Origin of the sequence: Dactylosporangium sp. NBC_01737, from assembly GCF_035963215.1 — a bacterium.
In the GTDB taxonomy this organism is placed as follows: domain Bacteria; phylum Actinomycetota; class Actinomycetes; order Mycobacteriales; family Micromonosporaceae; genus Dactylosporangium.
Map to the genome: position 1 here is coordinate 1566563 of NZ_CP109153.1, position 19677 is coordinate 1586239.

Genomic DNA, 19677 nt, shown 5'->3' on the forward strand with positions numbered 1-19677 from the left:
ACCTACGCCGTGGGTTCGGCGTCCGAGCTGGCCGCGGCGGTCGCGGCAGCTACGGAGTCATACAGGGAGAACACCCGATCCAACGCGGTGATCCGGAAGATCTTCAGGAGCCTCTCATGCGCGCACACCAGCCCGAACGTGCCGTTGACCGCTCGCAGCCGCTTCAACGCGCCGACGAGCACACCGAGCCCGGTCGAGTCCAGGAACTCCACCCGGCTCAGGTCGACGACGACATGGCGGGCGCCCGTCTCGACGAGCTCAACCAGCTTCTCGCGAAGCCGCGGAGCGGTGTACACATCCACCTCACCGCCGACTTCGAGCACTGTGTGGTCGCCGGAGTCGTACGTCGACAACGACAGCTCCATGCGGACCTCCTCCTCTGGCGGTTCGGGGCGTGTTGCGGGCACTGGCCCGCAAAGAGTCTCTCGGGCATCTAACCATCGACGCCCCCACAAGGCGACGCGTCCACCCTGTTTCCCACAATTGCCACACGCGTACCGCACTCCCGCTTCGAACATCTGTCTTAGAGTGCTCGACGTGACGGCTGTGCTTCCGCTCTTCTCTTTCCTACCGTCCCGCAGCGCCGAATCGCTCACCCACGTCGAGCACGTGGCACCCCGCCATGGGTCGACCGCCGCATGGCCCGCCTGGACCCCACCCGCACTGCGCGCCGCCTTCGCCGCCCGCGGTGTCGCCCTTCCGTGGACCCACCAGGCCACCGCGGCGTCCCTCGCCTGGTCCGGCACCCACACCGTCATCGCCACCGGGACCGGCTCGGGCAAGTCCCTCGCGTACCAGCTGCCGGCCCTCGCCGCGCTGCTCACCGATGACAAGGCGACGGTGCTCTACCTCTCCCCGACCAAGGCCCTGGCGGCCGACCAGCTCCGCTCGCTGCACGGGCTGGACCTGCCCGGCATCCGCCCCGCCACCTACGACGGCGACACCGCCCGGGAGGAGCGCGACTGGGTCCGCCAGCACGCCCGCGTCGTGCTCACCAACCCCGACATGCTGCACCACGGCATCCTGCCCAACCACGCCTCCTGGGCCCGCTTCCTGCGCGGCCTGCGCATCGTGGTCGTCGACGAATGCCACACGTACCGCGGCGTCTTCGGCTCCCACGTCGCCCACGTCCTGCGCCGGCTGCGCCGGGTCACGGGCCGCTACACGCCCCGGGGCCTTGCCGGCCCGTGTTTCGTCCTGGCATCGGCGACGTCCGGCGACCCGCGGGCGTCGGGGTCGCGGCTGGTCGGGCTGCCGATGACGGCGGTGACGGAGGACGCGTCGCCTCGGGGTGGGGTGACGTTCGCGCTGTGGGAGCCGCCGCTGCTGCCTGCCGCTCCGGACCTTTCCTCCGCCGGCTCTGCTTTCGCCAGTTCTGCCGTTGCCGCCTCTGCCGCCGCGACCTCTGCCGCCGCCGCCTCTGCTGCCGCCGCCTCTGCCGCCGCTGCCTCTGCCGTTCCGACCTCTGCCGCCGCCACCGCTGCCTTCCCAGCTGGCGCCGTCCGTGCCTCCGCAGCTGGCTCTGCCCTCGCGGGCGAGCCCGTCCTCGCGGAGAACTATGGCGTCGGCCCACATTCCGGGGTCGCCGTTGCGGTGCGGGACGCGGAGCCGGTGCGGCGGTCGGCGTTGCGGGAGACCGCCGATCTGCTCACCGAGGCGGTCGTCGCCGGCGTGCGGACCCTCGCGTTCGTCCGGTCACGCAAAGGCGCCGAGGTCGTCGCCAGCATGGCCCGCCGCTCGCTCGACCAGGCCGTGCCGGGCCTGGGCGATCGGGTCGCCGCGTACCGCGCCGGCTACCTCCGCGAAGAGCGCCGCGCCCTCGAACGCGACCTCATGGACGGCACCCTGCTCGGCCTCGCCTCCACCAACGCCCTCGAACTCGGCGTCGACCTCGTCGGCCTCGATGCGGTCCTGATCTCAGGCTATCCAGGCACCCTCGCCTCCCTCTGGCAGCAGGCCGGCCGCGCGGGCCGAGCCGGCCGCGACGCGCTGTGCGTGCTGGTCGCGCGGGACGACCCTCTTGACACGTACCTCGTGCACCACCCGGAAGCCCTCTTCGGCAAGCCCGTCGAGGCCACCGTCCTGGACCCCGCCAACCCGCACGTCCTCGCACCCCAACTGTGCTGCGCCGCCGCCGAAATGCCGCTCACCCCGGCCGACCTGCCACTGTTCGGCCCGACGGCCGAGGCCACGCTGGACGCCCTCGTCGCCGCCGGGATCCTGCGGAGGCGCCCCAGCGGCTGGTACTGGACCGAGCGCCAACGCCCCGACGTCGACCTCCGTGGCGCCGGTGGAGGCCCGATCGCCGTCGTGGAGGAGGCCACCGGCCGGCTGCTCGGCACGGTCGACACCGGCTCCGCGCACCACCAGGTCCACACCGGCGCGGTCCACCTGCACCAGGGCACCGCGTACGTCGTCGACAAGCTCGACCTCGCCGACTCCGTCGCCCTCGTGCACGCCGAGGAGCCCGACTGGAGCACCCATCCGCGTGACGTCACCTCCCTCACCGTCCTCTCGGTCCGCCAGACCCGCACCGCGGGCCCGGTCACGCTCTCGCTCGGGGAGGTCGAGGTGACCTCCCAGGTCGTCAGCTACCAGCGCCGCCGCATCTCCAGCGGCGAGGTCATCGACACCTGCCAGCTCGACCTCCCCGAACGCATCCTCAAAACCGTCGCCGTCTGGTGGACCGTCTCCCCCGAAGCCCTCGACGAAGCCGGCGTCGCCGAGGTCGACTGGCCCGGCGCCCTGCACGCCGCCGAGCACGCGTCGATCGGCCTGCTGCCGCTCGTCGCCACCTGTGACCGCTGGGACATCGGCGGCCTCTCGACCGCCCTGCACGCCGACACCGGTCTGCCGACCGTCTTCGTCTACGACGGCCACCCCGGCGGCGCCGGCTTTGCCGAACGCGCCTTCGACGTGGCCACCGACTGGCTCGGCGCAACCCGTACCGTCGTCGCCGAATGCCGCTGCGAGCAGGGCTGCCCCTCCTGCGTCCAGTCCCCCAAGTGCGGCAATGGCAACAACCCCCTCAACAAACACGACGCCGTGCAAGTGCTGTCGCTCGTCCTCTCCTCCCTGTAGTCCACGGCTCCGGAACCCGCCCGACCACCGCTCTCGACAACCCGAAAGATCCCCGATGCCAGAACCCCGGCAATCCTTCGGCCTGTCGTGAGATCACGGCGACCGCTGGGACGCTCGGCGACATCCCGCCGACCCAGGGCGCCGCCCCTCAACCGCGAACGCCAACCTCGCCGGCGAGCACCGCCCCACTCCTCAACCCCGAGCGCCAGCCCTCACCGGCGAGCGCGGCTCCACTCCTCAACCGCCGCCGTCGGCGGCCGCGCCGGTGTCACGGACCGGTCCCGCGCGGGCGCTCGCCCGGCCAGCCGGCATGCCGTCCGTCAGGCGGACCTCGACCGTCACGCGGACGTCGAGCCCTTCGACCGAGCAGCTGACCAGCCTCGCGTCGTTGGCCGACACCACCCGCGCGGCGACCGCGCAGGCGTCCTGTGTCCCGCCGACCGCCCACACCGCACCGGCGAGCGCACCCGCGTCGGCCGCGTTCTGCGCCCGGTGCCGCGCGACGCGAGCACCGCCCAGCCCGATCCCGGCGACGAGCGCCACGACGAACACGATCCCGATCGCAACCATCAGCAACGAGATCGACCCACGGTCCCGGGCCACCGGCACAGTGCCTGCATTCCGGCCGCTCAAGGCCGCTCTCACGGGTCCTCGCTCTCGGGCTCGACCAGCGCGACCGCCTCCTCCCGCAGGGTGATCGACGGCAGCGGGCCGAGGCTGACCCGCTGCCGCACGGTCACCCGCACGAGGTCGCCGTCGCGTTGGACCGAGATCGTGACGCCCGCCGGCATGGCGCCGCGGCCGATGGACTCCGGCTCGCCGCGGGCCGCCGCCCTTGCCGCCAGACCTGCCGCGTCGGCGAGGCGCACCTTGGCCGCTAAGGCGCTCCACCCGGCGAGGAAGATCAGCAGCAGGACGACGACTCCGGGAAGTGCCACGGCGAACTCGACCGTCGCCGACCCGCGATCGTCGGCGCGGCCGGCGCGGGAGCTCCATCTCCGGCGGCGCCACGGACCCCCACGGCGAGCGCCACGATCCCGGTCGCTTCTCATCCCAATGCCCCGCCGACCAGGCGGAACATGGCGTTGTACGTCGAATCCGACATGACGACCTTCAGCAATACGGCGGCAAGTGCCACCCCGACGCCGATGACCAGGACGTATTCGATGCTGTGCGACCCACGATCTCCCCTGCGGAAGGCACGGAGACGGGCGCGGAGGTTGTGCACTGGTGCTCCTTCACGATGACGCTCGACCAAACCAATCGATGAAACGAAATACGATTCACAGGGCCCTCAACACGTCGCGGATGATCGCGGCGACCACCGGCACCACGCCGATCAGCACGAACGCGGGCAGGAAACACACCCCCAGCGGCAGCACCACCAGCACGCCGACCCGGCGCGCCGACGCCTCACCGGCCGCCGCCTTCTCGACCCGCAGGTCGGCCGCCTGCCGCTCCAGGACGACCGTCAACGCCGTGCCCCGGTCGGCGCTGCGGGCGGCGACCCGGGAAAGCCGCCGCCCGCCGGGCAGGTCGGCCAGGTGCGCCCAGGCATCCCGCGGCGACGCACCAAGCCGCAAGGCCCGTCCGACGAGCGTCAACCTGGCCCCGACCGGCCCGCCGACCGCCTCCCCGACCACGATCGCCGCGCGATCGGGTGGCGCGCCGGTCCTCAACGCGGCGGCGAGCAGGTCCGTCGCGAACGGCAGATCACCTCGGGCCCTGACCCGCTCCTCGCGCGTCCGCGGCGACTCGACCCGTCGCAACGCCCGCTCCGCCGCGACCACTGTGACGAGCCCGACCGCGATGCCCGCGATCCCGCCCAGCAGCAGCCCGACAGCGATCCCGCAGCCTGCCGCATACAGCCACCGCCGCCGACGGCTCATCACCGCACCTCCGAGACGACCGAGCGAACCATCCGCCCGGTCCACAGCAGCCCGGCGCACTGCAGCGCGACAGCCGTGATCGCACAGGCCGCGCCGAGCGGGGTGTGCAGCAGCTGCCCGACGGGGTCGACGCCGATGCCGGCACCGAGCCACAGACCGCCCGCGGGCAACCCGACCAGCAGCGTCGTCGTGGTCTGCGCACCCGAGGTCTGCGCGGCGAGGTTGAGCCGCAGGGCCTGCCCGGCCCGCAGGTCCGCCTCCACCTGGTCGAGAAGATCGGCAAGCGGGGTGCCGAGCGCCTCGCTGACCCGGTGCGCCGCCTCGAGCCTGGCCAGCGCCACCGAGACGGCCGCATCCTCCCGCCGCCGCCGTCGGCCACCGAGCACGGGCAGCGCCCGGCCAGCCGAGCCGACCCGACCACCGCCGGCCGCCCCTTCCTCGACCCCACTACGGCCCGCCGCCCGACCACGGTCCGTCACCCAGCTCCCGTCGAACGCAGCGCCCTTCGACGCAGCACCGTTGACCGGACCACGGTTGACCGCAGCACCGTTGACGACAGCGCCGCTGACCACGCCACGGTTGACCGCGCCACGGTTGACCGCAGCGCCGTTGACCGGGCCACTGTCGAACCCGCCGCCATTGACCAGATCGCCGTTCGCGGGTCGACGGCCGTTCTCATCCGCCGCCTCCCAGATCCGGCGAACGGTCGCACCCAGACCGCTCTCGCCGGGCGGGCGGACCGGGCCGGGCGCGGCATACAGCGCCACGTCCGCCCCACCCGGATATGGCGCGGCGGTCGCATAAGGCACCACACCGGCCCTCAGGTCACCAACCGCGTCCTCGATCGCGTCGAGCAGCTCGGCGACGGCCCGGTCGGCTGCCCGGCGCATCAGGCGGTGACGCACGCCGATCAGCCCGACCGCCACATACGCCACGGCCAGCACGGCAGCGACCGGACCACCCGCCAGCAGACCGATCCCGCCCGCGACCGCACCGCCGGCCGTGACGGCCACACCGGGCCGGTCGACGAGCACGGCCGTGAGCCGGTCCGTCGTCGGCCATTGGCGTCGAGCGGCGGTGGTCCTGCGATGTCGGGAGAGCCGGTCGAGCCTGGTCCGGGCTCTACGCCGGCGGATCAGCAGCAGCCCGAAGCCGACGGTCGTCGCCCCGCCCGCGGCGAGGGCCAGGTCGATCGCGTTCATTGCCAGCCCTTTCCCTGCACGTATCGCCACGGGCCCGACGACCGGGGTGGTGTGACGCCCCGGTCGGCGATCAACATGTCCAGCTGGTCGGCCGCCTGCGCCCTGCCGTCACCGCGCCGCCATGCGGTGAGCACGACGGTGGTCCGCTGCTCCGGGTGTGCGTCCAGGACACAGATCTCGCTCAGGAACCGGGTGCCGTCCGGACCGCGCTGCAGGTGCACCACGATCCGCAGCGCCGCGTGGACGAGGGCGTGCAGGGCCGCTCGCGGCACGCCGCCCAGCAGTCCGAGCGCCTCCAACCTGGCCGGCACGTCGGCCGGCGAGTTGGCGTGCAGCGTGGCGGCCCCGCCCTCGTGGCCGGTGTTGAGCGCGCCGAGCAGGTCGACGATCTCGGCGCCGCGGCACTCGCCGACGACCAGCCGGTCGGGACGCATCCGCAGCGCCTGGCGGACCAGGTCCCGCAGGGTGATCTCGCCGGCACCCTCTACGTTGGACATCCGCGACTGCATCGAGACCACGTGCGGGTGCGCGAGCCGCAGCTCGGCGGCGTCCTCGACGATGACGAGCCGCTCGGCGGGCGGCGCCAGGGACAGCAGGGCCGCCAGCACGGTGGTCTTGCCGGTGCCGGTGCCGCCGGTCACCAGGAACGGGATCCGTGCCGCGATGATCGACGCCAGCAGCCGAGCGGCGCCGGGGTCGAACGTGCCGCGCGCGATGAGCTCGTCGATGGTGAACGTCTGCCGGCGGAACGTCCGCAGCGACAGATACGGACCCTCGCGCCCGATCGGCGGCAGCACGGCGTGCAGCCTGGTGCCGTCGGGCAGCTGGGCGTCGACGAACGGCGAGGCGTCGTCCAGCCGCCGTCCGGCGCTGGCCGCGAGCCGCTGGGCGAGCCGGCGCACCTCGGCGGCGTCGCCGAACCGCCCGGTCGCCCGCCGCAGGCCCGCACCGCGGTCGACCCACACCTCGACGCCGTTGACCAGCACGTCGGTGACGGAAGGGTCCGCGAGCAGCGGGGCGAGCCCGCCGGCGCCGAACATCTCGCCGATGAGGCGGTCGGCGACCTGCCGCAGGGTGCCTTCGCCGAGCAGGGCCGCGCCCGGCTCGGCACGCACCGCCGCCAGCACCGCACCTGGCGTCGGCTCGACGCTGTTGACCGTCATCCGCAGCCGGACCCGCTCGACGAACTCGTCGATGGGCACCGTGACCGTCCCGGTCCTGGACGCCACGACCCGTCCCTCAAGCACCAGCGTGCTCATGCCGCCACCCCGCCCGCCAGGCCGAGGTCGCCGATGATCCGGCGGCACAGGTGTGCGAGGGGGCCGCGGCCGTTGCCGGCCGGTGGGGTGCCCTGCTCGAGGCGCCTGGGCAGGTCGGGCTCGGCGCGCAGCGTCCCGGCGACCGGCAGGCCCAGCGACCGGGCGATCTGCCTGGTGCGCAGCCGGCCCGGTGCGCGGGCCGCGCACGACCAGCCGCAGCTCGTCGGTGTGCGGCGCGACGGTCGCCGCGACCCGTGCGGCCGCCACGCAGGCGCGCAGCTCCGCCGGCACCACCAGGAGCACCTGGTCGGCGGCGCGCAGGGCGAGAACCGCGGCGTCGTCCAATGAACGGGGCAGGTCGGTGACGACGAGGTCGCGGCCGCGGCTGCCCGCGTCGAGGGCGGCGGCCATCGCGTCCTGCGAGAGTCCGCCGGGCTCGCCGCGGTCGCAGGACAGCACGGCGACGTCGCCGCGGCTCGGCAGCGCGGAGACCAGCGCGGGCGGGTCGACGGCGCCGCTCGTCGCGGCGAGGGCCGGCCAGCGCAGGCCGGCGACGTCTTCCCAGCCGAGGATCAGATCGGCGCCGCCGCCGAGCGGATCCGCGTCGACGAGCAGGGAGCGCAGACCGACGTTGCCCGCGGTGATCGCCAACCCGGCCGCCAGGACGCTGGCGCCCGCGCCGCCGCGGCCCCCGAGGACGGCCAGGATCCTGCCGCGGGCGGCGACCGTGACCGCGTGCCGCTCGGCCACGGTCGCGAGGCGGTCCATGAGCCATCCGGCGCCGTCGGGGAAGCGGACGATCTGCTCGGCGCCGACCGCGTCGGCGAGTGCCGTCACGCGGTCCATCCGCTGGTCGCGGGTGAGCAGCACGACCCCTCGCCGGCGGGGCAGCATGGCCCGGGCACAGGCCTGCGCCGCGGCGTCGCCGATCAGGACGATCGGCGCGTCGGGATATCGGGCCCGGGCAGGTTCCGGGCCGGGCTCGACGTCGACGTCGAGCGGGACCCCAGCGGCGAGGCTGAGCACGTCGTCAAGCAGGTCGAGGTCGTCGGTGACGAGCAGCGGTCGATGTCGGGCCACGGCGTGCTCCACGGTGTAGACGGGCTGGTGGACTGCGCACACCATGGCTCCGACACCGCCGCTGCGGCTGGGCCGCCGACCCGTTTCTGTGGATAACCCGCCGCTTGTGGATAACCCCCGTGCACACAGTCGATCTGCTATGCCAGCCATGACAAATCGGGCGCAACTCGGCGTCGGGCGCGCTGGGAGTACCCACGAAATTCGAAGCAGTGGCAAACCAGCCGAAGAGGCAAATTTCGTGAACGCTCAACAAAGCATCCAGCGTCAATGCTCTATAACCCGACCATTAGTCGGGCAGGTTGCAAAAGGTCATGTGGCTGATGACATACAAGGGGACGACCCCCGCCGGGGGGTGACGGGGGTCGCCGGGGGTTCGGCTCCGGGGGGGTCGAGCCGAACCCACTCAGCGGCTACGGGGGGTGCAACCGCTGAGGGTCGAATAACGGGTCGCTGTCGCTCGGACGTGAAACCTCGTCGCAAACATAAGCATGCCTGAGTCGACCGCCATACGTCGAGTAGGACTGGCCCGCAACACGCCCAGAACGCCAATCAATATTTCACGCTGCGGTAATCATCCGTGATCAAACCCACGCCGAGAGTGATCCACCAAGCCTGGGCCCCACGCCTCGTCCCGCAACGCTACACTTGCCCGCCGTGGGGCGTAGCGCGGCGTTTTTCGACCTGGACAAGACGGTGATCGCCAAGTCAAGCGCCTTGGCCTTCGGCCGACCGTTCTATCGCGATGGGCTGATCAGCCGCCGCGACGTGATCAAGGGTGCCTATGCGCAGCTGCTCTTCCGCGTCGGCGGAGGCTCAGACGAGCAGACCATGGCGAAGACGCGGGACTACCTCGCGGCCCTGGTCAAGGGCTGGCGTGCCGAGCAGGTCCGGCAGATCGTGCGGGAGACGCTCGAGGAGTTGATCAGTCCGTACATCTATGCGGAGGCCGTGCTGCTGATCGAGGAGCATCGCGCCGCCGGCCGCGACGTGGTCCTGGTCTCGACCTCCGGCGACGAGATGGTGCGCCCGATCGGCGAGCAGCTCGGCGTCACCGACATCATCGCGACCCGCATGGTCATCGGCGACGATGGCTGCTACACCGGCGACGTCGACTTCTACGCGGCCGGGCCGAACAAGGTCGTTGCGGTCAAGGAGCTCGCCGCCGAGCGCGACTACGACCTCGCCGCGTGTTTTGCGTACTCCGACTCCGTGACCGACGCGGGGCTGCTCGGCCTCGTCGGGCATCCGACGGCGGTCAACCCCGATCGCGGACTGCGCAAGATCGCCGTCGAGCGCGCCTGGCCAATGCTGGCGTTCCGCCACCCGATCCCGCTCGGCCGTCGCCTGCGGGAGCGCCCGGCGGTGCCCGTGACGGCCGCCGCGATCGGCGTCGGCGTCGGGCTGGCGATCGCGTTTGCCCTCTACAGCAAGCATCGCCGGACCAAAGCGGCGATCACCGCGGCATGATCCCAGCAGCACCATCCGTCACATTCTGCGGCCGGGGGCTTCCGCTCATGGAGGCCACGGCGTAGAACGGAAGGGCGGGATCTGACACAGATCTCGTGCACGGCCACCGGGCACCCACGAGCGATCAGCCGCGGTAGGCGCGTTGCGGCGGCTCCGCAAAGGACCGCCGATAACGGACTCAGAGTGCACGCATGGTAACCCGGTAGGACGTGTGTGACGGCGCCTCTCGACGAGGCGCCGTTCACTGTGCGTAGGCGGCGCTCTCGCAGATGTCGACCAGTTCCTCCGCCGCGCGCTCGGCGGCGCTCGCATAGTGCCGCAGCCATGAGCGCAGCCCGTCCGGCGTCCCCGTCGCGAAGGCGTTGGCCGCGCCGACATACTCCGGCTCCCGGCTGCGATGCCCGACATCCATCGCCAGCAGTCCACGAGGATCCAACCCGCCGCCGATCAGCGTCAGCCGCGCCGCGGCACGCGCGACCACTCCGTTCGGACCCTCAAAAGCCTTGAGCGCCAAAAGCTCCCCGTGTACGACTGCCGCCTGCACCAGCACAGGAACCCTCGTGCCGCCCGTGACGAGGGCCGACAGTGCCTCGAGCCGCGCGGCGGCCTCCGGCTTGACGGGGCGGCCGAGCCACGCCTCGGGCACGACGTCACGGGCGATGAGCGTGTGGAGCCTGGCGAGCACCTGGCGCGGCGCCTTGGTCCATGTGCCGGTGAGGCCGTCCAGGGCCGCGGTCGCCCGCAGCGCACCTTGGACGACAGGGTCGGTGACGACGCCGGCCCGCACCCCTTCGAGGTCGAACCCGTGCGTGTCCAGCGCCGCACTGGCAACGGACGAACGCAGCGCCACCTCGGCGGCGACGGGCCCGCCGGAGCGGCGCAAGGCCCGGTGTCGCATTGCCGAGTCGACGGCGGCGCGGGCGGCGTCGAAGGCGGGCCGGACATCGGCGAGCTCAAGCAGTGGAGCGAGTGGGTCAACCTGCACGGGCAAACGGTATCGTGCCTCTACTGGCAACAATACTTACAGAAGAGCCCGGCGCTCCACAGGCGCCACTCAGCGCAGAAGACTCGCAAACTGTCACACCCCCCAACTAGCCTGCTTGCGAGAGCTGGACCACATCGAGGAGCCATCACCGATGAGCGAGACCTTGGAAAACCTTCTCAACGAGACACGGCAGTTCCCGCCGTCTGCCGAGTTCGCCGCCGCCGCCAACGTGACGGAGGGTGCCTATGCCGAGGCCAGGCAGGACCGGCTCGCGTTCTGGGAGCGCCAGGCCCACCGGCTGAGCTGGGCCAAGGAATGGGACCAGGTGCTTGACTGGACCAACCCGCCGTTTGCGAAGTGGTTCGTGGGCGGCCAGCTCAACGTGGCCTACAACTGCCTCGACCGGCACATCGAAGCAGGCCGCGGTGACAAGGTCGCCATCCACTGGGAGGGCGAGCCCGGCGACACCCGCACCATCACGTATGCCGACCTGCACCGCTCGGTGTGCCAGGCCGCCAACGCGCTGACCGACCTGGGCGTCACCGCCGGCGACCGGGTCGCGATCTACATGCCGATGATCCCCGAGGCGGCCGTCGCCATGCTCGCCTGCGCGCGGATCGGTGCGACCCACAGCGTGGTCTTCGGCGGCTTCTCCGCCGACGCGCTCAGCGGCCGCGTCGACGACGCCAGCGCCAAGGTCGTCATCACCGCCGACGGCGGCTTCCGCCGGGGCAAGCCCAGTGGTCTCAAGACGATCGTCGACGAGGCCGCGGCCAAGTCACCCAGCATCGAGAAGGTGCTCGTGGTGCGCCGCACCGGCCAGGACGTCGACTGGGACGACAGCCGCGACCTGTGGTGGCACGAGGTCGTGGAGACCGCCTCGGCCGAGCACACGGCGCAGCCGTTCGACGCCGAGCACCCGCTGTTCATTCTGTACACGTCCGGCACCACCGCGAAGCCCAAGGGCATCCTGCACACCACCGGCGGATACCTGACCCAGGCGAGCTACACACACAACGCGGTGTTCGACCTGAAGCCCGACAGCGACGTGTATTGGTGCACGGCCGACATCGGCTGGGTGACCGGCCACAGCTACATCGTCTACGGGCCGCTGTCCAACGGCGCCACCCAGGTCATGTATGAGGGCACGCCCGACACCCCGCACCGCGGCCGCTTCTGGGAGCTCATCCAGAAGTACAAGATCACCATTCTGTACACGGCACCGACCGCGATCCGCACGTTCATGAAGTGGGGCGACGACATCCCCGCGGGCTTCGACCTCTCCTCGCTGCGCCTGCTGGGCTCCGTCGGCGAGCCGATCAACCCCGAAGCCTGGATGTGGTATCGCGAACACATCGGCGGTGACCGCTGCCCCGTCGTCGACACCTGGTGGCAGACGGAGACCGGCGCCATCATGATCTCCCCGCTGCCGGGCGTCACCGCCACGAAGCCGGGCAGCGCCATGCGCCCCCTGCCGGGCATCTCCGCCGACGTCGTCGACGACCAGGCCCAGTCCGTTCCAGACGGCGGCGGTGGCTACCTGGTCCTGCGCGAGCCCTGGCCGTCGATGCTGCGCACCATCTGGGGCGACGACGAGCGCTTCAAGGAGACCTACTGGTCCCGCTTCCAGGACATGTATTTCGCCGGCGACGGTGCCAAGAAGGACGCCGACGGAGACCTGTGGCTCCTGGGCCGCGTCGATGACGTCATGCTCGTCTCGGGCCACAACATCTCCACCACCGAGGTCGAGTCCGCCCTCGTCAGCCACCCGAAGGTCGCCGAGGCCGCCGTCGTCGGTGCCACCGACCCGACCACGGGGCAGGCGATCGTCGCGTTCACCATCCCCCGCGGCGGCGTCGAGACCGAAGGCGAGGCCGGCGAGGCGCTCATCCAGGAGCTGCGCAACCACGTCGCGAAGACCCTGGGCCCGATCGCCAAGCCCCGCCAGATCATGCTCGTCCCGGAGCTCCCGAAGACCCGCTCCGGCAAGATCATGCGTCGCCTGCTGCGCGACGTCGCCGAGAACCGCAGCCTCGGCGACGTCACCACCCTGCAGGACTCGACCGTCATGGATCTGATCTCCTCCGGCCTCCAGTCCGGCAAGTCCGAGGACTGACGCCACTGCGCTCACGGCCCCGGGCCGGCGATCCTTCACGCCGGCCCGGGAGCTGAGGCTCGCTCGCCGGCCGCGCGACCGAGGGGCTTGTCGGCCGCGGCCGAGGGCTCGACGGCGGCGGCTGCGCGGGCGTGTTCGCCTCCAGAGCATGACGGGGCGGGGCACCGCGCCCACCGTCCGACGAAGCTGTCGTGCCGGCGCGTCCGCCGCGGACGCCAGCACGACGGGCCGGGACACCGTGCCCGCCGTGCGACGGAGCTGTCGTGCCGGCGTCTCCGCTGCGGACGCAAGACGATGACGGAGTTTCTCGGGTGACGTTGCACCCAAGAGCGAACGGCAAGAGGCGCGCCACCCACCGAGGCGTCCCGTAACAGGCGCGCCGCCCACAGAGGGGTCCCGCACCATGGCCCGGTCGCAGTGCCCGCGTCCAGGTGCGGGTCGGGCATGGTCCTGCGGTGAAGATCGCCGTCCGACGTGTGGTCTTCTCGGCCGTCGTCGACTCTGATCATTTCTGATGATCACGGAGCTTCACGGGGCTGGGGTGCCACCGAAGGTCCGCGATCACGGAGACCGGCATGCGCCGTGCCAGCGCTCGAGCCCGTTTCACCCAGATTCGATCGGGCTACCGGTGATCGAAGTCGCCCAGCGGCCATTCACACGACCAGCCGGCCACTCCAGCGCGTGAGCCGCAGGCTTCGTGGCGCGCCGTCCATCCTTGGCCTGCCCTGCACCGCCAGAGGAAAGGGGCGGCCCCCGGGACCGGGGCCGCCCCTATGCACGCGTAGGTGGAGCTACGCGTAAATCTTCAGTGGTGTGTAGGTCTGGCGGGGGAAGATCTGCCCGACCTCGGCGTCCGTCAGGCCGAACCGGCCCTGGGCCACTGAACCGAACACGCTGAACATGTTGTTCATCTCGGGCAGGTCGCCGTTGACGAGGGTGCCGGTGCCGTTCCAGGTGCCGATGAGCTTGCCGGCGAGCTTCTTGCCCGACAGGACGATGACGCCGCCGCCCTTGCCGTGGTCGGTGCCGCCGCCGTTCTCGGCGACGCGCCGGCCGAACTCGGTGGAGACCATGACGGTGACGTTGCCGGCCAGGTCGCCCAGGTCGTCGAAGAAGGCGGCCATGCCGGAGGCCAGCTCGCCGAAGTGGGTGGCCACGTAGCCGCCGCGGGTGCCCTGGTTTTCGTGGGTGTCCCAGCCGCCCATGCCGATCGTGGCGATGCGGACGTTGGCGCCGCCCTTGATGAGCTGGGCGAGCTCCTTGAAGGCGTTGCCCACGCCGGTGTACCTGACGCCCTCGGCGGGCGTGTAGCCCTTCTGGGCCAGGGTGGAGGCCAGGGTCAGCGCGTCGATGCCGGCCTTCACCGGGGCCTCGATCGGGTGGTTGGTGCCGGTGAAGAGCTTCTGGATCGCCTCGACGGTCGGCGTCTTGTACTTGCCGTCGCCGTTGACGTTCAGGGAGGCGACGTTGTTGAGCGCGAGGGCGCCGCCGCCGCCGACGAGGGAGCGGGGCAGGGTCGAGCCGATGCCGATGGCCCGGAAGGCGGTGCCGGGGCCGAGCTTGTCGGCGAGGTTGGTGAGCCAGCCCATGCCGCCGGTCTCGGCGGGGAGGCCGCCGAGCTGGCAGATGTCGGTCGCGGCGAAGTGGCTGCGGTCGAGGCGGCGGTCGCTGACGGCCGGGATGAAGGCCAGCTGGCCCGCGTCCAGGTACTTCTTCAGCGGCGTGAACGACTGGTTGAGGCCGAACCCGCGCTCGAGCGGGATCGAGCCGTTCTCCGGCAGCGTGAAGCTGGGCCGGACCCGGTTCAGGACCGCGTCGTTCATGGGGGCGAACAGCGAAAGCCCGTCGGCGCCGCCGTACAGGAACACGTGGATGAGCGTGCCCGTCGGGGTGGCCGCGAAGGAGGCCTGCGTGGTCAGGAACTGGCTGGTGGCGAGCGCGGTCGTGGTGGCCGCCGCGCCGACGAAGAACCGCCGGCGGGTGACGCCCTTGCCCTCGTCCTGCTCGTCCTCCTGGCGGGCGAGCTCGAGGTACTGGTCGCGGGTCGCCTTCTGCTCCTCCTGGACCGCCACGGCTTCGGCGCGCAGCGCGGCCTCGAAGGGGTTCGGGCCGAGCTTGAGCAGGTCGGGGCATTCAGGGTGAAGTGAGCGCACTGTCTTCTCCATTGGTATGCCTCGACTTACCGGAGGTGGTGGTGGGGAGTGGCGAAGATGGCCCGGACCACCGATGCGATGGCGCCGTTGAACGTGGCGTCGACCGGCGTGCTCGCCGTCATCGTCGGGCTGACGATGTGCAGGATCGCCAGGCGGCGGTCGTTGTCGAGCGTGACGTTGATCAGCTTCTTCGTCAGGGCGTCGAGGTAGGCGCCCGCGGTCGCCGGCGGGCTGGCGATGATCGCCTCGGGCTTCTGCCAGGTGAACTGGCGCCGGCCGCCGGTGATCGCGGTGTACGCGTCGTTCCACTGGTTGACCATGGTGCCGGCAGAGGTCCACGCCACGTAGACGTCGGCGTAGCCGTTGGGGGTCGGCAGCTCCATCGGGGCGTGGCCGTACTCCTCCAGCTTGCGCTTGATGTCGCCGAGGCCCTGGACCATCGGGCTGACGTTGGTGTTGTTCGACGTGAAGCCGGCCGGAGCGTCGGCGCCGATCTCAAGGGCGCGGTACGTGGCGGTCAGGTACTCACCGGGGCGGCGGACCTTCTGGCCGACGGACGCCCAGAACTCGGTGCGGCTCAGCATGGTCATGAGCACGGCCGGGATGTTGCTCTTCTTGTCGAGGTAGGTCTTGGCCATCGCGTCGACCAGCGTCTTCGGCGGCACGTCGGAGACGAACCTGGTCGCGAGGTTCTGCGCCATGTACCGCGCGGTGTTCGGGTGCAGCGCCAGGTAGCGGAAGTACGCCTCCTGGACCGCCTCGCCACCTTCGGCGGTCGGGTTCGCGTGCGAGAAGCCCATGATCTTGATCGGGCCGACGTAGTGCTGCTCCGGGCGGTACACGTACTGGTTGTCCCGGACGCTGCGGCCGGTCTGCAGCATGGCGGCCTGGCGGACGTCGACCTCGGTGTAGCCGTTGAAGGCGCCGACCGTGTAGAGCTCGAGGTTCTCGCGGGCGAGGTTCTCGTTGATCGCGTCCTTGGTCGACTCGTTCTGGTCGAGGTACTTCAGCAGCGCCGAGTGCTTGTTGCCGGCGACGAACATGTCGACGTAGTTGCCGAGGGCGTGCTTGCGGATGACGTCCCGCTCGAACGACGCCCGGGTCAGCTCGTTGCCCTCGTGGAAGGCAGCGACGTGGAAGTAGTCGCCGAAGAAGTCGACCATCATCTCGAAGAGCTGACGGTCGGAGAAGAGCTGCTTGGCGATCGCGTACCGGACGTTCTGCTCGTCCGCCTGGATACCCTTCTTGTCCAGGTCCTCGCGCTGCGCCTTGAGCTGCTCGTAGGACATGGCCCAGGTGACCAGCTCGGCGTCGGCCTTCTGCTCGCCACGGGTCAGCGGGATCGTCTCGGGCTTGAGCTGCTTGGCGATCCAGCCGTTGATGCCGAGCTTGTTGATGTCGGCGATCGTCTTGCTGTTGGGCCCGAAGGTGAGGCGGCCGGCGAGATGGCGGACCGGGTCCTTGGTGGGCAGCACCGTCTTGGCGGTGACCTTGGCGTTCTTGGCCGCGTCGGCGGGGGTGCCGAACGAGTTGCCCGTCGTCGGCGTGTTCTTGCGGATGCCGAGACCGGCCTGGCCGTTCATTAGGCTCTGGTTCTGGTCGACATACGCGGGGGCGGCGGTGTCGACGGGCACCTCGGCGGCGGTGTTGGCCGGGTCGGTGCCTTCACCGAAGAACTGGGTGACGGCGTAGGCGCCACCACCGATGAGGGCGGCCGCGCCGCCGCCGATGGCGATCATCGCCGTACGGCGGCGCCAGTTCGACGGCTCCTCGTCATCGAAGTCTTCGTCCTCGATGTCGGGCAGGCCGGCACCGCGGCTCCGGGCGGCGCTCGGGTCGTAGAAGTGCGGGCCGGAGCCGCCACGATCGGCGGGCATCGCCTGCCGGTCGAAGCCGCGGGGGCCCGGCGCGCGCCGACCGGTGCCGGTCTGGTCCTCGTAGCCGGACTCGTAGTACGAGTCGACGTACGGGTCGTAGTTGCCGTCAGGGCCCTGTCCCGGGCGCCGTCTCGGCACGTCTCGCTCGTTCATCTACAAATCCCGATTCCGACGATGTGGGGGCTCACGTGCGTCGATCCGGAAGTTAGTGGGTGCCAAGAGCAGGGACAAGCCGCGTATGAAGCGCTCTGACCAGGACTTAAGGAGCCTTGCGGCGACCCGGGGTGAAGATCAACTTGGCCGGGCCGGAACTAACCTCGTTGAGCTGCGGAAACGACCGTTTCAGGCGCCCCCGCGGACCGTCGCGGCGGCGTGATCAGCACAGATACATTTAAGGTGATCCTGCACCGCCACCGCCGCGACGAGATCAGGTGAAAAGTCCGGAAAGCCGGACCTCGTGATACGTATCGGCCCGGCAGGGCGGACCTGCCGCGATCGACATCCGGCGCTCGTCGAGGTCCAGCACGACGGCGTAGAGCGACTCCGAGCGGTCCTCCTCGGACAGCGCGTCGACGTCGTGCCGGCAGATGGACTGCGGGTAGCCGCCGTGGTCCGCGAGCACCAGCTGGAGATCCTTCTCCGCGATCGGCATCGGCCCCGAGCCGAGCAGCCGGCGCGCCCGTGCGCTGCGGAAGAACGAGGAGCTGCCGATGTCACGCAGCGTGTCGTGCACCGTCGGCAGCGCCTCGAAGTGGTTGGCGTGGGTCACGAGCCCGTCGACCGGGTTCAGCACGCCCACATCACTCGGAGCGACCTCCACATCGACGATCTCCCCCGGTACACCCGCGGAGAACGCCTGGCCGAGCAGCAGGTTGATGCTCGCGCTGCGCGGGGTGGAGCACGCGACCCGGAGTGCGGACCCGAGCACGCGCTGCTCGAGCACGGCCCGGAGCAGGACGTGATAGGGCACGCCACCCGGCCGGCCGTCCCGGTCGCTGGTGAGCATGTTGACGCAGACGCCCAGGCCGGCGTCGTTGAACCCGGCCTTGGCCAGCATTCCGGCCTCGGTCAGCGTGAGCACCGTCGATCCGTGCTCGTCCCGGGTGGCCAGCAGGAGCGTGAACGGCCGCTGCGCCGGGTGCCAGTCCCAGTTCTGCGCGAGCACGGTGTGGCCCGACGCCGTCCGTGCGTCCAGGACGCCGATCGAGGTGCACTCGGTGGCGCCGTTGCCGTAGAGCAGCTCGGTCCGCGCGTTGAGTGCGTAGATCTCCTCGACCGGTACGCCGGCACCCTCCGCGACGCCGTCCAGCATCTGCGCGACGCGCGGCGCGTGCTGTCGGGACGCGGCGCGGAACAGGCTCCCCGCGCGCCGGACCGCCGGCCGGTCCAGGCCCGTCGCCGCGAACCGGTCCAGATAGTTCGCGGTGTTCGCGGCGATCAGGGATCGAGCGGCGGCACCGTAAGCGACGCCACACTCACCGGGTGTACCCTCGACTTCGATCAACGGCAACGGCAGGTCCATGCGCTGAACGCTAAGCGTGACCAGCCCTTGCACAGAACCCTCGACGTTGCGGATCACAGCCGGTCACCTGGCAGAGATCTTGGCCGCGGGGCCCTACGCTGAGCCACATGAACCTCCCGGTTGACGACACGTGCGTCATGATCGACGGGCCGTGGTTGCACCGCTTCGTCAGTGCCAACGGCACGAGGTTCCACGTCGTTGAAGCGGGCACCGGTCCGCTGGTGCTGTTCCTGCACGGCTTTCCCGAGTTCTGGTACGCGTGGCACAACCAGCTGGCCGCGATCGCCGACGCCGGGTTCCGGGCCGTCGCGGTCGACCTGCGCGGCTACGGCGCGAGCGACAAGCCACCGCGCGGTTACGACGGGTACACGATGGCGGGCGACGTCGCCGGCCTGATCCGCGCACTCGGCGAGCGCACCGCGTACATCGTCGGCGCCGGCTACGGGGGCATGATCGGCTGGGCCACGGCGGCGTTCCACCCGAAGCTGGTCCGGCGCCTGGTCGTCCTCGGCGCGGCCCACCCGCTGCGGCTGCGTGCCGCTCTGATCGCCGACCCCCGCGGCCAGCTCGCCGCCGCCCGGCCGGTGCTGAAGTTTCAGCTGCCGCGGTTCGAGCACGTCCTGACCAGGAACAACGCCGCACTGGTCGGCGAATACCTGGCGATGTGGGGCGGCCCGGACTGGGTCGGCACCGACGAATACCGCGACTATGAGCGCTGCTGCCGCGAGGCGATGCGCATCCCGCAGGCGGCGTTCTGCGCGCTGGAGACCTACCGGTGGGCCGCTCGTTCGGCGCTGCGATTGCAGGGGTACCGCTTCGTCAAGCAGCTCCAGAAGCCGATCATGGCGCCCACGCTGCAGCTGCACGGCGCTCAGGACACGGCGGTCCTACCGCGCACCGCGCAGGGTTCGGGTCGCTACGCGCTGGCCGAATACGAGTGGCGGCTGCTGCCGGGGGTCGGACATTTCCCGCATCTGGAGCAGCCGGAGCTCATCACAGGCGAGATCCTGCGGTGGATCAAAGCGGGCTAGACCCAATACCGCTGA

The 19677-nt window shown here is 71.0% G+C and carries 15 protein-coding genes and 1 pseudogene; 4 read left to right on the plus strand and 12 right to left on the minus strand.

Annotated elements, in window-relative coordinates; all coding sequences use genetic code 11:
* Nucleotides 1-2 precede the first annotated feature (2 nt).
* Entirely contained in the window at nucleotides 3-365 is a 363-nt protein-coding gene (locus tag OHA72_RS06785; RefSeq protein WP_327006994.1) for an STAS domain-containing protein, read from the minus strand.
* Between OHA72_RS06785 and OHA72_RS06790 the strand changes: the two genes are divergently transcribed.
* The gene (locus tag OHA72_RS06790; RefSeq protein ID WP_442788525.1) at nucleotides 364-3081 is read left to right on the plus strand and encodes a DEAD/DEAH box helicase; all 2718 of its coding nucleotides are present in this window, start codon (nucleotides 364-366) and stop codon (nucleotides 3079-3081) included. The genes OHA72_RS06785 and OHA72_RS06790 overlap by 2 nt on opposite strands.
* A gap of 237 nt (nucleotides 3082-3318) precedes the next feature.
* Here the strand turns inward: OHA72_RS06790 and OHA72_RS06795 are convergent, their stop codons facing one another.
* The 7 genes and pseudogenes from OHA72_RS06795 to ssd form a co-directional block, all read right to left on the minus strand.
* The gene (locus OHA72_RS06795; protein WP_327006996.1) at nucleotides 3319-3651 is read right to left on the minus strand and encodes an Rv3654c family TadE-like protein; all 333 of its coding nucleotides are present in this window, start codon (nucleotides 3649-3651) and stop codon (nucleotides 3319-3321) included.
* Between the two features lie 71 nt (nucleotides 3652-3722).
* Nucleotides 3723-4019: a TadE family type IV pilus minor pilin gene (locus OHA72_RS06800; protein ID WP_327006997.1), complete on the minus strand. Its 297-nt coding sequence runs from the start codon at nucleotides 4017-4019 to the stop codon at nucleotides 3723-3725.
* Between the two features lie 110 nt (nucleotides 4020-4129).
* Complete coding sequence (locus OHA72_RS06805) at nucleotides 4130-4309, minus strand: DUF4244 domain-containing protein (RefSeq protein ID WP_327006998.1); 180 nt, start codon at nucleotides 4307-4309, stop codon at nucleotides 4130-4132.
* Between the two features lie 55 nt (nucleotides 4310-4364).
* A complete protein-coding gene (locus tag OHA72_RS06810; protein WP_327006999.1) occupies nucleotides 4365-4970 on the minus strand; it encodes a type II secretion system F family protein in 606 nt (201 codons plus the stop codon).
* Nucleotides 4970-6172, minus strand: a complete 1203-nt coding sequence (locus OHA72_RS06815; RefSeq protein ID WP_327007000.1) for a type II secretion system F family protein — start codon at nucleotides 6170-6172, stop codon at nucleotides 4970-4972. The genes OHA72_RS06810 and OHA72_RS06815 overlap by 1 nt, the downstream gene beginning before the upstream one ends.
* On the minus strand, nucleotides 6169-7335 hold the full coding sequence (locus tag OHA72_RS06820) for a TadA family conjugal transfer-associated ATPase (protein WP_327011480.1): 1167 nt from the start codon (nucleotides 7333-7335) through the stop codon (nucleotides 6169-6171). The genes OHA72_RS06815 and OHA72_RS06820 overlap by 4 nt, the downstream gene beginning before the upstream one ends.
* Before the next feature lie 92 nt (nucleotides 7336-7427).
* Nucleotides 7428-8556, minus strand: a pseudogene (gene ssd, locus OHA72_RS06825) (septum site-determining protein Ssd).
* Between the two features lie 609 nt (nucleotides 8557-9165).
* Here ssd and OHA72_RS06830 point away from each other — a divergent pair.
* Nucleotides 9166-9978 carry an HAD family hydrolase gene (locus OHA72_RS06830; protein WP_327011481.1) on the plus strand — a complete coding sequence of 271 codons (813 nt, stop codon included), beginning with the start codon at nucleotides 9166-9168 and terminating at the stop codon, nucleotides 9976-9978.
* A gap of 241 nt (nucleotides 9979-10219) precedes the next feature.
* Here the strand turns inward: OHA72_RS06830 and OHA72_RS06835 are convergent, their stop codons facing one another.
* Nucleotides 10220-10963: a Fic family protein gene (locus tag OHA72_RS06835; protein ID WP_327007001.1), complete on the minus strand. Its 744-nt coding sequence runs from the start codon at nucleotides 10961-10963 to the stop codon at nucleotides 10220-10222.
* A 151-nt stretch (nucleotides 10964-11114) separates the two neighbouring features.
* Between OHA72_RS06835 and acs the strand changes: the two genes are divergently transcribed.
* Nucleotides 11115-13079, plus strand: coding sequence for an acetate--CoA ligase (gene acs / locus OHA72_RS06840; protein WP_327007002.1), 1965 nt, complete (start codon nucleotides 11115-11117; stop codon nucleotides 13077-13079).
* Between the two features lie 791 nt (nucleotides 13080-13870).
* Here the strand turns inward: acs and OHA72_RS06845 are convergent.
* From OHA72_RS06845 to OHA72_RS06855, 3 genes are all read right to left on the minus strand, one after another.
* Nucleotides 13871-15232 carry a DUF1501 domain-containing protein gene (locus OHA72_RS06845; RefSeq protein WP_327007003.1) on the minus strand — a complete coding sequence of 454 codons (1362 nt, stop codon included), beginning with the start codon at nucleotides 15230-15232 and terminating at the stop codon, nucleotides 13871-13873.
* Nucleotides 15233-15258: 26 nt separating this feature from the next.
* Nucleotides 15259-17262, minus strand: coding sequence for a DUF1800 domain-containing protein (locus OHA72_RS06850; protein WP_327007004.1), 2004 nt, complete (start codon nucleotides 17260-17262; stop codon nucleotides 15259-15261).
* A 274-nt stretch (nucleotides 17263-17536) separates the two neighbouring features.
* Entirely contained in the window at nucleotides 17537-18688 is a 1152-nt protein-coding gene (locus OHA72_RS06855) for a C45 family autoproteolytic acyltransferase/hydrolase (protein WP_327007005.1), read from the minus strand.
* Between the two features lie 50 nt (nucleotides 18689-18738).
* Here OHA72_RS06855 and OHA72_RS06860 point away from each other — a divergent pair, with 50 nt between their 5' ends.
* Nucleotides 18739-19662, plus strand: a complete 924-nt coding sequence (locus OHA72_RS06860) for an alpha/beta fold hydrolase (protein ID WP_327007006.1) — start codon at nucleotides 18739-18741, stop codon at nucleotides 19660-19662.
* The last annotated feature ends 15 nt before the right edge of the window (nucleotides 19663-19677 follow it).

Bases quoted from the DNA above. Each gene is read 5' to 3' on its own strand.
- OHA72_RS06790 (WP_442788525.1), top strand. From the start codon at position 364: ATGCGGACCTCCTCCTCTGGCGGTTCGGGGCGTGTTGCGGGCACTGGC.
- OHA72_RS06785 (WP_327006994.1), bottom strand. From the start codon at position 365: ATGGAGCTGTCGTTGTCGACGTACGACTCCGGCGACCACACAGTGCTC.
- OHA72_RS06795 (WP_327006996.1), bottom strand. From the start codon at position 3,651: ATGGTTGCGATCGGGATCGTGTTCGTCGTGGCGCTCGTCGCCGGGATC.
- OHA72_RS06810 (WP_327006999.1), bottom strand. From the start codon at position 4,970: ATGAGCCGTCGGCGGCGGTGGCTGTATGCGGCAGGCTGCGGGATCGCT.
- OHA72_RS06815 (WP_327007000.1), bottom strand. From the start codon at position 6,172: ATGAACGCGATCGACCTGGCCCTCGCCGCGGGCGGGGCGACGACCGTC.
- OHA72_RS06820 (WP_327011480.1), bottom strand. From the start codon at position 7,335: ATGACGGTCAACAGCGTCGAGCCGACGCCAGGTGCGGTGCTGGCGGCG.
- acs (WP_327007002.1), top strand. From the start codon at position 11,115: ATGAGCGAGACCTTGGAAAACCTTCTCAACGAGACACGGCAGTTCCCG.
- OHA72_RS06850 (WP_327007004.1), bottom strand. From the start codon at position 17,262: ATGAACGAGCGAGACGTGCCGAGACGGCGCCCGGGACAGGGCCCTGAC.
- OHA72_RS06860 (WP_327007006.1), top strand. From the start codon at position 18,739: ATGAACCTCCCGGTTGACGACACGTGCGTCATGATCGACGGGCCGTGG.